Source organism: Erwinia sp. 9145 (assembly GCF_000745075.1).
Classification (GTDB): Bacteria; Pseudomonadota; Gammaproteobacteria; order Enterobacterales; family Enterobacteriaceae; genus Erwinia; species Erwinia oleae.
This window is the reverse complement of sequence record NZ_JQNE01000001.1, coordinates 379,598-395,178: the sequence shown is the minus strand read 5'-3', so window position 1 is coordinate 395,178 and position 15,581 is coordinate 379,598. Positions and strand designations below refer to the sequence as shown.

At 55.3% G+C, this 15,581-nt stretch carries 12 protein-coding genes; all 12 read right to left on the bottom strand.

The genetic code is table 11. The features are described from left to right. Positions 1-37: 37 nt before the first annotated feature. The gene (locus tag FA91_RS01990; protein WP_034912076.1) at positions 38-307 is read right to left on the bottom strand and encodes a hypothetical protein; all 270 of its coding nucleotides are present in this window, start codon (positions 305-307) and stop codon (positions 38-40) included. Beyond that, entirely contained in the window at positions 304-4,707 is a 4,404-nt protein-coding gene (locus FA91_RS01985; protein WP_034912075.1) for an RHS repeat-associated core domain-containing protein, read from the bottom strand. Before FA91_RS01985 ends, FA91_RS01990 begins: the two co-directional genes overlap by 4 nt. A gap of 3 nt (positions 4,708-4,710) precedes the next feature. Further along, entirely contained in the window at positions 4,711-5,154 is a 444-nt protein-coding gene (locus tag FA91_RS01980) for a DcrB-related protein (protein ID WP_034912072.1), read from the bottom strand. A gap of 206 nt (positions 5,155-5,360) precedes the next feature. Continuing rightward, positions 5,361-5,744 (bottom strand): hypothetical protein, encoded by a 384-nt coding sequence (locus FA91_RS01975; protein WP_156103025.1) that lies wholly within the window; start codon positions 5,742-5,744, stop codon positions 5,361-5,363. 152 nt (positions 5,745-5,896) lie between these two features. Beyond that, positions 5,897-6,673 carry a hypothetical protein gene (locus tag FA91_RS01970; RefSeq protein WP_034912069.1) on the bottom strand — a complete coding sequence of 259 codons (777 nt, stop codon included), beginning with the start codon at positions 6,671-6,673 and terminating at the stop codon, positions 5,897-5,899. A 199-nt stretch (positions 6,674-6,872) separates the two neighbouring features. After that, entirely contained in the window at positions 6,873-7,271 is a 399-nt protein-coding gene (locus tag FA91_RS01965) for a hypothetical protein (RefSeq protein ID WP_156103024.1), read from the bottom strand. A 93-nt stretch (positions 7,272-7,364) separates the two neighbouring features. Beyond that, positions 7,365-7,973 (bottom strand): hypothetical protein, encoded by a 609-nt coding sequence (locus tag FA91_RS01960; protein ID WP_034912068.1) that lies wholly within the window; start codon positions 7,971-7,973, stop codon positions 7,365-7,367. 4 nt (positions 7,974-7,977) lie between these two features. Beyond that, positions 7,978-9,903: a type VI secretion system tip protein TssI/VgrG gene (gene tssI / locus FA91_RS01955; protein ID WP_034912067.1), complete on the bottom strand. Its 1,926-nt coding sequence runs from the start codon at positions 9,901-9,903 to the stop codon at positions 7,978-7,980. A 33-nt stretch (positions 9,904-9,936) separates the two neighbouring features. Continuing rightward, complete coding sequence (locus tag FA91_RS01950) at positions 9,937-11,367, bottom strand: serine/threonine-protein kinase (protein WP_034912066.1); 1,431 nt, start codon at positions 11,365-11,367, stop codon at positions 9,937-9,939. A gap of 28 nt (positions 11,368-11,395) precedes the next feature. Continuing rightward, positions 11,396-14,008 carry a type VI secretion system ATPase TssH gene (gene tssH / locus FA91_RS01945; RefSeq protein WP_034912065.1) on the bottom strand — a complete coding sequence of 871 codons (2,613 nt, stop codon included), beginning with the start codon at positions 14,006-14,008 and terminating at the stop codon, positions 11,396-11,398. A gap of 477 nt (positions 14,009-14,485) precedes the next feature. Beyond that, a complete protein-coding gene (locus tag FA91_RS01940) occupies positions 14,486-14,821 on the bottom strand; it encodes a hypothetical protein (RefSeq protein ID WP_034912060.1) in 336 nt (111 codons plus the stop codon). Further along, the gene (locus FA91_RS01935) at positions 14,821-15,579 is read right to left on the bottom strand and encodes a DUF4225 domain-containing protein (protein WP_034912059.1); all 759 of its coding nucleotides are present in this window, start codon (positions 15,577-15,579) and stop codon (positions 14,821-14,823) included. Before FA91_RS01935 ends, FA91_RS01940 begins: the two co-directional genes overlap by 1 nt. Positions 15,580-15,581 lie beyond the last annotated feature (2 nt).

The window sequence follows — 15,581 nt, the reverse complement described above, 5'->3', positions numbered from 1 at the left end:
AGCCGGAAGGATCTTTGCGGTCGTTTCCAGATTTTATTTAGCTTTTCCTTATTTTTTCGTATAGAGCGGCGACATGAACTAATTCTTTTATCAGTACGTCTTCACCTGGCCAATCTATGATAAAGCGCGGATATCCTGGCATATAAACCTTTGGATCCATCACCCTGATCATTTCTTCCAGCTCTTTTTTTACCTGAGCCAATGCTTGGATAGAAAGAGGGGCTTTCTCATTGCGTTCATGCCGATTAATAGCATCAGCTACTTTATTAAGAGCGTCATTCAATAACAATTCAAAAGAAGAAATCATAATAAAGTTCCATATTTCCAAGGCTGTAGGACAAAAATTTGCTCTTCACCACCACTAAATTGTGGGCCATATTTAAATTGCGGAGCTGCTCTGCCCCTGATTATCGTAGAACCTGGTTTTATCTGCCACTGTTTGATCCCTGTCATACGATTCCAGTCATAAGGTAATGCAAGGCCTGATCTATTGGTTAGAGGGGTAAATGTTTCAAAAACATATTGACCTAGAGGCCAGGCCGATTTTCCATAATCATGGAAACGTGTTCCAAACTGATTATTCCCTGCCTTTTGTACAGATATAGTATCTAACTCAAAAGAATTAATTATCTGTTTCCTTGTATCTCTATCTACTCCCTTAGAGCGAAGATACGCAGATGCATCTTTTGCACCTTTATAAGGATCTGAGCGGCCATTATTTGAACACTTACTCAACCCCCACGGATCCACCCACCCCAGTGCATTCGGCGCATACTGGTAAAGATTCAGCCCGCCCGCCAGCCCTATCGGGTCCGGCTGCGTGAACCGTCCGCAGTCCGGATCGTAGTACCGGAACAGAGTGTAATGAAGCCCCGTCTCCCTGTCCAGGTACTGTCCCTGCATCCGCAGATTCTGCGGGTAAACCGGCCCCTTCAGCGGTGCCTCGCGCAGCAGTTTTCCCCACGCGCTGTTGTCACCCTGCCAGCACACCCCGCCCGCCGCATCCGTCAGCCGCTCCGGGGTGCCGTTCGGCGCGCAGTGATACCAGTAAATCGCCGGGTCGCTCACCCCGTCAATACGGGCCAGCGGCTCATAGCTGTCCGGGTCCGCATACACGTACGTCAGCGGCACGTCCCCGCGGATTTCCTGCAACAGACGCAGCCCTTCCCAGACAAAATACGTGGTGCGGGGATGCCCCGGCGCCTCTCCCTGCCGGGCGCGGCGGCTGGTCTTGCTGATGCGCCGCCCCAGCGGGTCATAGACAAAACTCACCTGCGTCTGCACGCCGCTGCGCGTCTCACTCTCCGCCGACGTCAGCCGGTGCTCGCCGTCATAACGGTAGCGCCAGCGCGTGCCCCCGCCCACCTTCTCCGCCACCCGACCGTGCGGGTCATAGCGGTACGTCGCCCCGTGCAGCCGCGTCACCCGGTTGTGCGCCACCTGCGTCACGCCCGCGTCCAGCGGGTTCGACGCCGCGTCCCACCGCCACTGCTCCCCGTCCGGCAGGCTGCCGCCCTGGTTCAGCAGCCGCCCCGCCGCGTCGTACTGCCACTGCCGCCATGCAAACGGGTTGTCGTCACGCTCCTCGCGGATGAGGTTGTTGCGGTAGTCGTGCTGCCAGCGCGCCGACCAGACGCGCGGCGCCGGACGCTGCTGCGTGCCACGGAACACATCCCGTTCCCGCAGCCGCCCGAGACGGTCATACCTCACCCGGCTCATCAGCCCGCCCTGCGTGCGCCCGGTTTCCCGGTGCAGGCTGTCGCGCGTAAACTCCGTCACCGTCAGGCCGTCCAGCGCAATGCCCAGCAGATGCCCGCTGCCATAGTACAGCTGGCGCAGCGTCCGCCCGTCCGGCAGCGTGGTGCCCGTGCGGTTACCCAGGGCGTCACGACGGTACGCCACCGTGCCCCGGTCGCCCGTCTCTTCAGTCAGCTGCCCCTGTTCGTCGTACTGAAACGTCACCACCTGCGCCGCCGCGTCCGTCACCTCCCCGGCCGACGCCGGGTGGAACGCCGCCCGCAGCAGCTGCCCCGTCGCCGACCAGGCAAAGCGCGTCTCTCCGTCCGGCGTGCCTTTGCCGGTCACCAGGCCGCGCGCGTCGTAGCGAAAGACGTGGCTGAAGGCCGCAGGCGTGTCGGCGGCAAAGGTCCGGCGGACCACGCGTCCGACGGCGTCATACGCGTAGCGGGTCAGCCCACCGTCCAGGCCGCGCTCTTCCAGCAGCAGCGCGTCCGCGCCCCAGGTGAAGCCGTAGCGCTCGCCGTTTTCATTTATCAGGCCGGTTAACCGGCTACGGCTGTCATACTCCCGCCGCACCTCGTCGCCCTGCGGATTACGCGTGACCACCAGCCGGCCCGCCGCATCATAACGGAACCGGCTTTCCCGCCCGTCCGCGCCACGGTGCGCCGCAGGCTGGCCCCGCTCGTTCCAGTGCAGCGACTCTTCCCAGCCCTCCGCACGCTCAAGCCTCACCGGCCGCCCGGCCGCATCGCAGGTGTGGCGCGTCGTTTCGCCGTCCGCCGCCACCTCTTCCGCCAGCCAGCCCAGCGGATGATACCCATAGCGGGTGGTGAAGCCGGAGCAGTCCGTGGCCGCCACCACCTGGCCCGCGCGGTTATAGTCGTAGCGGCTGACGCCCCCGGCCGCATCGGTGCGGCTGATGACCTGGCCGTGCTCATCACGCGCCAGCGCCTCCACGCACCCGCCCGCTGAAAACACCTGCGCCAGACCGTAGCGTTCGTCATAGATAAAGCGGGTGGCGGCCCCGCCGGCGTCGGTAATGCACACGGGCAGCGCCCGCGTTTCCAGCCACTGCGTGGTGCGCACGTGACCGGCGGCATCCCGCTCTTCCACCCGGTTGCCGGCGTCATCGTAGCGAAACGACACCGCGTTGCCGGACGGATCGACCGCCCGCGTGAGCTGCTGGTTCTCGTCCCAGTCGTACAGCCAGCTGCCGCCGCGCTCATCCACATAGCGGGTGACCAGCGCCTGCGCATTCCAGACGTGCTGATGCTGACGGCCATCGGCGTGCGTCACCGTGGTCTGCCCCGCCGCCAGGTCGTAATGCAGGGTGCAGCTGTCGCCCGCGCTGTCGCGGGCGGCCACCACCCGCCACGCATCAAAATGCTGCCAGCGATATTCGCAGAGCATGCCGCCAGGCAGGCGGTGCGCGGTCATCAGCGCCTGCTCGTTGTAGCTGAATTCACGCGTGACGATCCCGGCCGCGTCGGTGACCTGCGCAAGCTGGCCCGAGTCGGCATAGGAATAGGTCATTAACGGCCAGGTGGTGGTGCCGTCGTAATGACTGAGGGAGGTGACGCGTTGTGGAAAGCGCGGATCGGCATAGTCAATCTGCACGTCAATGGCGCCCGGCGCGTCATGAATACGGACGAGGCGCCCCTGTTCGTCATAGCCCGTCTCCAGCATGTTGCCGTACTCATCGCTGAGCGAAGCCAGCTGTAGCAGCTGCGGGCTGGCGCGCAAAGGCCGGTAAAGGCGCCAGACGCTGCCGTCATCATCGGCTATTGCCAGTTCGCCACCCGGACCGCGACGGAAAATAAGCCCGTCTGCGGGACTGTAAAGCGGTTCGTTTTCGGCGGGCATGCTGAAGCGAAGTTCACGGCCGGACTCGTCGAACCACAGACAGTCACTGCCGGTCACTTCCAGGCGGGTATCAAAAACGGTGGTCCAGCCGGTGCCGAACAGGCCTTCTGTCGTTGAGCGGCTGTTATAGTTGCGTTGCCAGGCCAGCGGGAAACGACCGGGCAGCGTAAAATCGAGATCGTTCTCATCATTAAGCACCTTGACGCCGGTGGCGGCGTGAACAGGATGGGATGATGAAAACAGGGCGTTGACCAGCATATCGGCCGCCATACCGCCAATCGCGCCTGAGACCACGCAGGGCAGGTTGCGCATGACCTGGCCGGGACGGCCGCGCAGTAAAGGTAAAACCATCATGGCCAGCGCCAGTCCGGGCGTTTTACCGCTTTTGATTTCGCGCACCACCACGCTTTCACCGCCGATAATCACGTCCGGCGAGACGTTATCGGCCACCGTGGCTTCACAGGTGGTACGGTCGCCCGCCCTGATGGCCGGCTGACCGTTTATCAACACCGATGACGATCCCTCCGCCATAAACTGCGGGCCGGAATGTTTTTCACAGGCGGCGGTATCCTGCTGGCAGGTTTCGGTATTCTCTGCCGGGCCCGCGACAGACGGCTGCCAGAAAGCGTTGGCGATCTGCTCCAGACTGTTTAACAGTTTACGGCCGTAGTCCAGAAAGCTCAGCGGAGACTGCTCCTCCGGCGTGTCGGTTCCGGCCGGAAGCTGTTTACCGGCGGCACGGGCCGCCATTTTTTGATTGGTCAGGACGTTGCCCGATCCGCTGGAAATTTTTCCGCTGACGGAAGGCGGAAACAGAAAATCGCCGACGCCGCTGGCGAAATGGGAAATATCATCGGTAATGCCCGCCACATTTGCCAGCACGCCGCCAATGATGCCGCTGAGTACGCAGCTCGATCCTATCGCCGTCAACCCTGCCGCCGCGACTCCTGCACCGGCCAGCGGTGCCGCCGCCGTGGCCGCCACGCCCACTGCCGCGCCAATGGCCGCATAGGCGGCGCCCTCGACGATGATACTGGTGATATCTGCAAAAATACTGGAGTGGATGAGATCGTCATCCTTTCGTGCTGCCGGTTTATTACTCATTACTCAGGCATCCTGTCCCGGATTATGAAGCATTAAGGTGTTTTTCAGTTGTTCCCAACGTACCGCATCCTCATCGGTAAAAGGGCGCAGCGCGGAAAACGTGAAGACCATCAGCGTTGGTTTTCCTTCCGCCTGTACGGCAAGCTGATGTTGATACAGCGTCTGACCGTTACGTTCGAAATGGCTGCTTACCTGTACCCCGCGAATGTGCTGACGCTCGCCCACGTTGACACGGACAAAATCAGACTGCCGGAGGCCGGTCATCTGTGTGCGTAACGTCTCCCACTGGCGATGGAATTCCTGCTCAAAGTCGCTGCCCTCAGGAACCGGGCCACGGCTGACCACGATCGTAATGCCATGCGCATCATCCCGCAGCACGTTCATGCTGTTGTCCAGCCAACTGCTGTTATGCAGCGAAAAAGATCCTTCATTAAGATGATATTGCATAGGTATTACCTGATTAGTGATATATGAGAAATTTCGATAGGTATAATTGATGAATTATTCAGCTTACTTATTTTTATTATTTGAAAAGAAATTGGCTCTTCCCATTTTCATTTTAAGATAACAGCTGTCTCCCAAAACCGGCCCCAGCGTACCCTTTCCTTATAAAAAATCTCCTTTAGAAAATCAGTTTATTAAAAAAACTTAAACTAATGCAGAAGGTGAAAAATCCCATCTTTCGAATCTTTATCCGTCAGCAAAGAATAGTCTTTACGACTTACTTTAAAGCTGAATAAATTAACTGAGATATTGGAATCACCTTTACAGATAGTGTCTGTATTGATCTCGCGCACTCTGACAATGAAATAGTGAATATCAGAAATATCGTCAAAATCATAAGCAATACAATGATCGTTTAGCGTGGAGAGATTATATTTCTTAACCGCCTGATAAACGGCCATTACCGCGCGATCCTCTTGATTTTCATGCTGCCTGACAGTTTTAACTTGTTGATACGCTTTACTTTGACATACAGGAATTAAAAGAAACACAATAAAAAAACACAGACAAAACACATTTAATTTCCCGGACATAATAAAATCATCACTTTCCCGGAGAGGGATCAATCTGTTATCAAAATAGTTACCCGGAGCATGTTAAATTTACCATCCGGCATTAATAGCAAGAGCCGTTGCACTTTCAAGGCGTAACTCGCTGAGTCAGCATTTTTATTGAGTATTAGATTCTACTTATTACTGTAAGACCAGCTACCTTTTTCATCGAGCAGAACTATGCCCTTTTTATCAATAACCATCAAAGAGGACAGGTGAGTATCCAGTAGATAAACCGTACCATTGTTAACAAACCGATAAGAGTTTACAGGGCAAATATCTTTTTCACAGCGAGATCTTATTGCTTTACCTTTTAGCATCAATGTTGCGCCATCGGAACGCCGCTTCCCCTCATATAATACACTATTGCAACCAGAATCTTCTTCAGAGCAGATTAAGGTGAGGTTAATAGTGAATTTCTGACTATCGAAATGGCGAACTAATGGTTCCTCACTTATCTGATTTGAAGTATATTTTTTCTCATCAAATGAAACATTGCTGAATCGCTCCGCCCAATCTTTTATATATGAATTAATGGCTCTGCCAGATTTAACGTTAGTGCGATATTCAATCTTTTCATTCTCAGGAATCAACCAGGCTACGTATATTCCCCCGTTGGGTTCAACAACCATGGCTGAAGCATTTTCCATTCGTAAATCTTGCATCCAACCTTCAATAAAAAATCCACCTGATGGCGTTAACTTTGGCTCACCATAAATCTCGAAATTATTGATAAAATCACTATAACACCCACCCAGTAATATTTTCAGCTTCCTGTTTAACTCTTTATCTTTAAATATTAACTCCGGATTATCGGGTAAAGAAAACTGACGCACCTCGCCCACAGAGGACGCATTAAAGCTCAGAAGAAAATACAATATCAAGATTGTAATTTTTGCCAAACCCTTCATATTACATTCCCATTGTTTGACAAATTAAAAAACTCATAATTTTTTCATATCGCTTAACCAGACCTTTTCAATAAACATCCATCAGTTTGATGTGGTGCCATCAGGTGCTTACGATGGAGGACTAAATTATATATTATATGCCAGAAAGCAGCCGTTTAATATTACGCCTGAATAAGCGAGGGTGTTATTTAAACCTGAATCAAATTGAATCGAAGATCACTCTTTTAAGACAATCGGGATTTCTCTCGGCAAAACTGAAGGTAAGCGTCATACCATTAGCATCAGGTACAGTTGTGTAACTGGTTGTTTCATCCAGTGACCTACCACCAGGTGTACCTGTCAGGCTTAAATCAGGATATTTTTCTTTTACATCCGATTTAGAAATGCACTTACCTGACACCTCGAAAGATAAGAAAGCAGGTTGGACGTTTTTCCCTTTACTGACCCTGAGATCCACGTTATTAATGGCGGTCTGGTCTTTTAACATCAGTGCCTGTCCAGTAAAATAAACTGTATTATTTGTTTCTCGTTGTAATTTAAAAGAAAGGCCAGCAGAGTCAATTATTTTACTTTGAGATTGCTGCAAGGTTATTTGCACAGTTTTAATAAATTCCCAAATATTTTATTTTTCATTTCCATCCCCCAGGTTGTATTAATTTTTATTAAAAACAGAACCAGAAAAACGAATTTTTTATTTATTCGGGTAAGTTTTATCATACCAACCTCCATAATATTTTTCGTAACTGTCACCAGTAGTCGATGTAACTTCCCCTTTCCCGAAGATCCGACCAATTTGCTCTTCAGCCGTTTTTCTCCCTATTGATTTACTCACCATTTTATCGTAAATCATATTGTAGCTATCCTTATTTGCGGAGTTTCCTGCAATACTGATATCATTACCACCATTCTTTAATATTTCTCTTTGCACTTCAATATTCTTTAACGTGGCGGCACCCTCATCGCTCAATGCACTATTGAGATATGCCTCTTTCGACGTTAAGTCTGTTTCAGGCGTATAGAGCGCATATCCGATCTCATGTGATAAAGCCTGCACAGCCCGTTCAGGTTGTGTAAGCTCATTACTATCGATATTGACAGACTTATTACTTCTGTCAGCAAAAGTGCCTTTCCCTGCCGGACCTTCCTTAATCAACCATCTCCTTTTATCCAGTGTATCCAGATCCCTGCTCAAAGTTGGTGATTTACTCACCAAACTATCAACTTGTTTGCCAAATGGCGTAAGTTTGGGAGGATTTGCTAAAGCCTGCTCCGCTTGTGAAGAGCCTGTAGCAGGCAACATCCTTTCATTCTTTATTTGCCGGAAACAGCGCCTTCAATGCGCTGACAATATCCCCTTTGTGTCCGGCCCCCGGCGCGACGGTCGCCGCGGCCGTGCCGTCGTTCAGGTTCAGCTTACCGTCTCTGGTATTGATGTAGCCGTGCCCCTCCACAAATATATTAAAACCTTTCCCGGTCATGTTTATCTGCCCGGCCGCCGTCAGCTCAATCGCGCTGTCACCACACACCAGCCGCAGCGTGGTTCCTGACCCCAGCACGTACTCATCAACCGCGGCATCGCTTTTTCTGCCCCCGGTCAGCACCGTTTCATTCGCCTTCACCCCCTGGATGCGACCGCCCGCCACCCGGTGCGCTTCATTTTCACCCACGTAATGCGTGTGGTTCTTTCCCACCGACCGGCTGGCGTCCGCCTTCACGTTCACCTCCATGTCCTTCTGCGCCTGCACCCACAGCTGCTCCTCACCCGCTTTGTCCTCAAAGCGCAGCGCGTTGGCGCTCTCCGCCGACCCGTCCTTTGAGCGGCTGAGAAAACCCATCTGCGTCGCCGCCGCCGGCAGCGACCACGGCGGCATGCTCGCCTCGTTGTACACCCGGCCCGTCACTATCGGCCGGTCCGGGTCGCCGTTGATGAAGTCCACCACCACCTCATCCCCCACACGCGGTATCTGCACCCCGCCGAAGCCCTGGCCCGCCCATGCGCTTGAGACGCGCACCCAGCACGAGCTGGTGTCGTCGCCTTTTCCTTCCCGGTCCCAGTGGAACTTCACCTTGATGCGGCCGTATTTGTCGGTCCAGATGGACTCGCCCGCCGGGCCTGTCACCTTCGCCGTCTGCGGGCCGTGCGTGCGCGGCCACGGCTTGTCATACACCGGCCGGAAGGTCACCGCCGCCGGTATCACCGTGATATCGGTGTGATGCGAGCCTGTGCCGCCGCCGCTGGCGTAGCTGTTCTCCTCAAACGCGTAGGTCGCCGACAGGATAAGGTAGTCGCCGTTATCGGCCGGATGCGGCGCCTTCGTCAGCGTGAAGGTGTGCCCGGGCGCCAGGCCCGACGCGGTGCCGCCGGCGCTGATGCGGCGGTGCTCTGCCTGCCACGCCTGCTGGCGGATGCGCGCGTAGGCCTCGCCGTGGTCGTGGTCGACGAAGTGCCCCGGCCAGTCATAGACGTCAATCTGCCCCGGCGAGGGCGACGCCGGGTTCTGCCGCGCATGCAGCAGCCACGCGTTCGGCTTGCGGAAGTCGTAGTCGTCGGTGCTGTACAGTCCCGGCGTCACGCGCTCCGTGGCGAACCAGCCGGTAAGCCCTTCTTCCGACGTGGTGCCGCCGGAAGCCGTGACGTGGTACGGGATACTTTCATAACCGGGAAACGGCGTGTGCTGCTCTGCCGCGTCCGCCAGCACCAGCGTGTGGCTGTCTGCCGCATGGCGGAAGTACCAGTAGATGCCTTCCAGCGCCATCAGGCGGCTGATGAATTCAAAGCTGTTTTCCTGGTACTGCACGCAGTATTCCCAGACGCGGTAGCGCCCGCGCAGCTGGTCTTCCACCGTCACCCCGTAGCCGCCCAGCACCGTTTTCACCATCTGCGGCACCGTCTGTCCCTGAAAAATGCGCTGGTTCCTGTCGCGGGTCAGCGGCCACAGGTCAGATTCCACGGTGAGGGTGTAAACGGCGTAGCGCGTGTCGTTCAGCGCCTGACTGCCGACCGAGACGGCGGTGATTTTTCCGTTGAAATAACGCGGCGCGCTGACCAGGCCCGGCAGAGGAACGGTGACGGTGACCGGTTTGCCGAGGAGCGCCCGGCCGTCAACGCGGGCGTCCTCGCCCAGCAGTTGCAGCGTGAAGATGAAGGCGCCTGAGAGGGCCTCGCTGCCGCCGAATTTCCAGAAGCGCAGACCTTCCACCGGCAGCTGCGCGGTAATGCGATCAAACATAATAAACTCCCTGTAGGGGTGGGCGGAAAAAGGTTAACTTTGCGGATCCAGCAGCCAGACACCTTCACGATCGACGGTAATGCTTTGATCGCGCGTTTTACCGCTGTTGCTGATGCTGAAGCGGTAGTTGCCTGGCGGTAGCTGGAGCAGTGCGAATCCATTCGGTGACGGCACCAGCGCCTGAGGATCGCCGTTCATGGCTACCCTGTCGCCCGGCAGCAGCTTGATATAAACCTGCGCAACAGGCTCCGGCGGCGGCGGGCTGACCGGTTTTTCTACCGGTTTGGTGGTTTCAACCGGCGCGGCAACGCTCGCCGTTTCAGAGGGCGCCACAGGCGCGGCCGCGTCGGTGCGGACAGTCGCGGTCGGCGGCGGCGGGTTGCTGTCGCCGCCGGCTATCATCGCGCCGACGCCAATGCCGACCAGCACGCCAGCAGCAATCAGTCCGGGTACAATAAAACGCTTCAGGGTTGCGCTTTTCGGCGGCACCTCTGCCTCTGGCTCCACCGGCACCAACATGGTGCCTGGCCCGCTGATTTTCACCTCGTGTATCTCGTTGATATCGGTTGGCGACAGCTCCATCAGCGCGGCCAGATCGTCCACGGTTTGCGGACGATCTTCCGGCTGTAGCGCCAGCGCACGATCGATTGCGTTCAGCAACGACAGCGAATACCCCGCCGGCCGCAGCGTCATCAGCGGCTGATAGCTGTCTTCAATGCTGCGCACCACGCTGACCGGCGGCGGCGCGCCCACCACCAGCGTATGCAGCACCGCGCCCAGTGCATAAATATCAGTCCAGGTGCCCTGCTCGCTTTCGTTGTCGTCGCTGTACTGCTCAATAGGCGCAAAGCCAGGCTTGAGCATGGTTTCCGTTTCGTCAGAAAGGTTGCCAATCGCCTTGCGCGCGGAGCCAAAATCCAGCAGCACCGGCACGCCGTTCTCCTGAATCTGGATATTGTCCAGCGAGATATCGCGATGCAGATAGCCTTCCTGATGGATGGTGTTGATGGCCCCGAACAGCGGCGGCAGCAGCGTGCGTATCCACGCATCGCTCACCATTTCGGGTCGTTTGCTGTGCAGTTGAGAAAGTGTGGTGCCGGTATAAAAAGCGGTGCCCATATAGGCGGTATCGTTCTGCACCCAGAAGCGCAGCACATGCAGCAGATTGGGGTGATTAAAGCGGGCCAGCAGCCGCGCTTCCTGAATAAAGCTGTTCAGACCGGCAAGAAAGGTTTTGCTGAAGCGATCGCTGCGCAGCACCAGCGTTAAATCGTCATTACGCACCGCCAGCGAGGCAGGCATGAACTCTTTAATGGCGATGGTACGTTCAAGTTGATGATCCCAGGCGCGATAGACAATGCCAAAGCCGCCGCCGCCAATCACTTCCTTGATTTCAAACTCGTTAAAGCGGTAGCCCACCGGTAAGGCCTTCGGGACTGCGTGCGGATTATCGTGTTCTGACATAATGGACAACTCTCTGAGTGTTAAGGGCTTACGCCTCAAACTGGCAGGTAAATTCGCCCTGTTCCAGGGTTACGCGCAGGCGGCGATAGCGTTCATCGCGCGCGCTGGCGGAAAGCAATATCTGGCTCATTTGCGGCAGAAGGGTATTGGTGAGAATCGCATCGACCATGCGTCCGCCGGACTCGACTTCGGTACAGCGCTGCACAATTTGCGCAATCACGCTCTCATCCACCTCGGAAACAATGCCGTGATTCTGCTCCAGGCGGCGTTGAATGCGCTTAAGCTGAAGGCGAACAATACTGGCCAGCATCTCATCGCTCAGCGGATAGTAAGGCACCACCAGCAGGCGGCCCAGCAGCGCAGGCGGGAAAACCTCCAGCAGCGGCGCACGCAGCGCGCCACTCAGCGCGTCCGGTTCCGGCATCAGCTCAGGATCGGCGCACATTGCGCTGATCAACTGCGTGCCAACGTTGGAGGTCAGGATAATAATGGTGTTGCGAAAGTCGATATGACGCCCTTCGCCATCTTCCATCCAGCCTTTATCGAAGACCTGAAAGAAGATCTCATGCACGTCCGGGTGCGCCTTTTCGATCTCATCAAGCAGCACCACGCTGTAAGGACGACGGCGCACGGCTTCGGTCAGCACGCCACCTTCGCCATATCCCACGTAACCCGGCGGTGCGCCCTTCAGCGTTGAAACGGTGTGCGCCTCCTGGAACTCGCTCATATTGATGGTGATGATGTTCTGCTCGCCGCCGTAGAGCGTTTCAGCCAGCGCCAGCGCGGTTTCAGTTTTACCGACGCCGGACGGGCCGCACAGCATAAAGACGCCGACCGGTTTGTCAGGATCGTCAAGCCGCGCGCGGGACGTGCGCACACGTTTAGCGATCAGATCCAACCCGTGACGTTGGCCTATTACCCGCTCATTCAGCGTGTCTGCGAGATTCAGCACGGCGTCGATCTCATTTTTCACCATGCGGCCCAGCGGAATGCCGGTCCAGTCGGAGACCACCGCCGCCACCACGTTGGCGTCAACGGCGGCAAACAGCAATGGCGCATCGCCCTGAAGCACCTGGAGCTGCTGCTGCCGGTCGGCCAGCGCCAGATGAAGGGCGTCAACGTCTGCCGCCGCCTCGTCATGGAGCTGCGCACGCAGGGCAATAATGCCCCCGACCAGTTCCCGCTCCTGCTGCCAGCGTGTGTTCAGTGCGTCGCGCTGCGCAGCCAGATCGGCCAGTTGCGCGTCCAGCGCATCAATGCGCCCGGCATCGCCAATGGCGACTTTGGTTTCCCGCGCGGCAATCTCTTTTTCGATCTCCAGCGCGTGAATGCGGTGCAGGCAGTCCTCAAGCTGCGGCGGCTGCGCGCTCTGGCTGACGGCGACGCGCGCACACGCGGTATCAAGCAGCGCCACCGCTTTATCAGGCAACTGGCGGGCAGGAATATAGCGATGGGACAGCGTGACCGCCGCCGACACCGCCTCATCCAGCAGCAGCACGCGGTGATGTTTTTCCAGTGGCGAGACGGTGCTGCGCAGCATCAGCAGCGCTTTCTGCTCGTCCGGCTCATGCACCTGTACGGTCTGAAAACGGCGCGTCAGGGCCGGATCCTTTTCAATATATTTTTTGTATTCAGCCCAGGTGGTGGCGCCAATGGTGCGCAACTGGCCGCGCGCCAGCGCAGGCTTAAGCAGGTTGGCCGCATCGCCGGTGCCCTGCTGGCCTCCCGCGCCGACCAGCGTATGGATTTCATCGATAAAGAGAACGATCGGCGTCGGGCTGCTTTGCACCTCGTTGATCAGCGCCTGAAGCCGCGCCTCAAATTCGCCTTTCATGCCTGCGCCCGCCTGCAACATGCCGATATCCAGTAGCCATAGCTGCACCGCCTGAAGCGGCGCGGGCACGTCGCCCGCCGCGATGCGCAGCGCCAGCCCTTCGACGACGGCCGTTTTACCCACGCCCGCCTCGCCGGTCAGCAGCGGATTGTTCTGGCGACGGCGCATCAGGATGTCGACCATTTGTCGGATCTCTTCATCACGACCGGCAACCGGATCGATTTTTCCTTCCCGCGCCCGCGCGGTGAGATCCTGCGCATACTGCGCCAGCGTGCCTTTCTGCTGCGGCGCGGCGGCGGGATCCTGTGGCGCAGCGGCCATCTGCTGCGTCTCTTTGCTGCCTTCGAACACGCTGTCGAACTGCTCAAGCAGCGTGTCGGCGCTGACGCGGGCAAACTGCGGTGAGATGCTTTTCAGCAGGTTTGCCAGGTTGAAGGTTTTGAGCAGGCCGATAATCAGATGTCCGCCGCGGATCTGCTGTACGCCAAATTTCAGCGAACCGTACACCCAGGCGCGTTCTACGGCGCTATCGATGTGCTCCGAGAGATCTGACACCGCGCTGGCGCCGCGCGGCAGGCGATCCAGCGCGGCGACAATATCCCGCGTCAGCGCCTCTTCATCCAGTGAAAAATAACGGATCAGCTGTTGCAGATCGCCCTCCTGCTGCTGCATCAGCTGATGCAGCCAGTGCACCAGCTCCACATAGGGATTACCGCGCAGTTTGCAAAAGGCGGTGGCGCTTTCCAGCGAAGTGAATAACAGCGTGTCCAGTTTGCCGAACAGTACGGCGCGGCTGATTTCAGACATAATGATTCTCAGTGGTTAATTAACTGATTAAGCGGAATTGCTGTGAAGTAGATTTTAACGTCTCACTGCTGTATTAATATTTACGTCTTATCTGTTCGCCACTCTGGCGTATAAAAAAGATAAAGAATAAAGAAAAAAAGCGCTGAATATCTGACGTAAGTGTCGTCCCATATCGGATAGCCGAAGTAACGATAGACGTCGTCAATGCTATCTTGTGATATGATTAACTGGATGGTGGCCAAAAGCATAACGACACAATAAGAACAGAATTGATAACACCTTGATTGAAGGCTTATTTTAAGCTTAACCAATGTCATTACCATCATAATTAAAATTGAGATAAGAAAATGAAAAAAATAACCCAATGAGCTTTGCGAGAGTGTACCACGCTGCGAAACTCCGTTTCCATCGAGCTTCTATCCTTACCGCCTCTGCTCCAGTTGCCAGCCAGCATACTGTATATTGGCATTCCCTTACTCACTGTTTTCTTGCATCAAAGTCCGTCTTCATTCTGATGGGAAGAAAATACAAATAGACTATGCAGAAAAGTAATGCAGCTAACCTGATATATAAATCGCGAGCAGGATACAGTGAGAGCAATTCATAGATATCACTCATACCAAATCTGAATATCAGGTATTGAGAAAACGCCAAAGACAGAATGGTAATAAAAACTGAAACCTTTACAGATGAGGAAGAAAAATATTTTTTCCTTTTCAATACCCAAAAGCACCAGGCGAAAATTGCAGACACTGCCATGTAGATTACGCCCAGCCACGCATTTTGCTGATAGAGAGTAACATCATCATACATCACTCATCTCCTTTACTCAGCTGATGAATTCCGTAAAGGTTAACGCCGCTACCAAATGCCTCCAGTGCCAGTGGAATTTTACCCATTGTTCTCCAGTTGCGAATAAAATCTTTATTAATATGTCTGAAGAGCCGATAAGTATTCTCCTTTAAAACCAGCCTGCCTGTACCATAAGCAGACAACCCTATATCTACCGCGCTATAAGCCATATCAGCCTGGTTGCCACTGTATCCCAGCACCCGCGCGACTTTCCGGTAGCTTTCCCGCGTATAGCCGCTTACCTCTTTTCTGAACAGCAGGTAATAGCCATTTTCATAAAAATTATTCAGACCATGCGCTATCAACGGGCTGCCGAAGGCGGCGCAGGCCGCACCCATTGAGGCCATACAGACGCCAAAACCGGCAAATATCTGCGTCCCGCCGCCGACGAATCCCACCTGCTTAAGCACAAGGTTTGCCTTACCGTTTTCGCTCTTCTTCTCTACCCCCGCAAAGTGATTTACGTGTCGGGTGATCATCTGAAATTCCTGCTGCCGCAGGCTGGCGGTTTCTTCTTGCAACGTTTTGATGGCGCCGCTCTGCGACATACAGTGGATATCCACTTCATGCTTTACCCAGGCAATTAACTGATTTATTTCGTCAAAGAATCGCCGCCGGGCCTCGTGACCGTTGATATAGTGGAACCCCAGCGCATTACTGACCGTCTTTAACGCTTGAACAGCGTTGTTAAATTCACTACTGCCTGTCGTCCTGAACATAC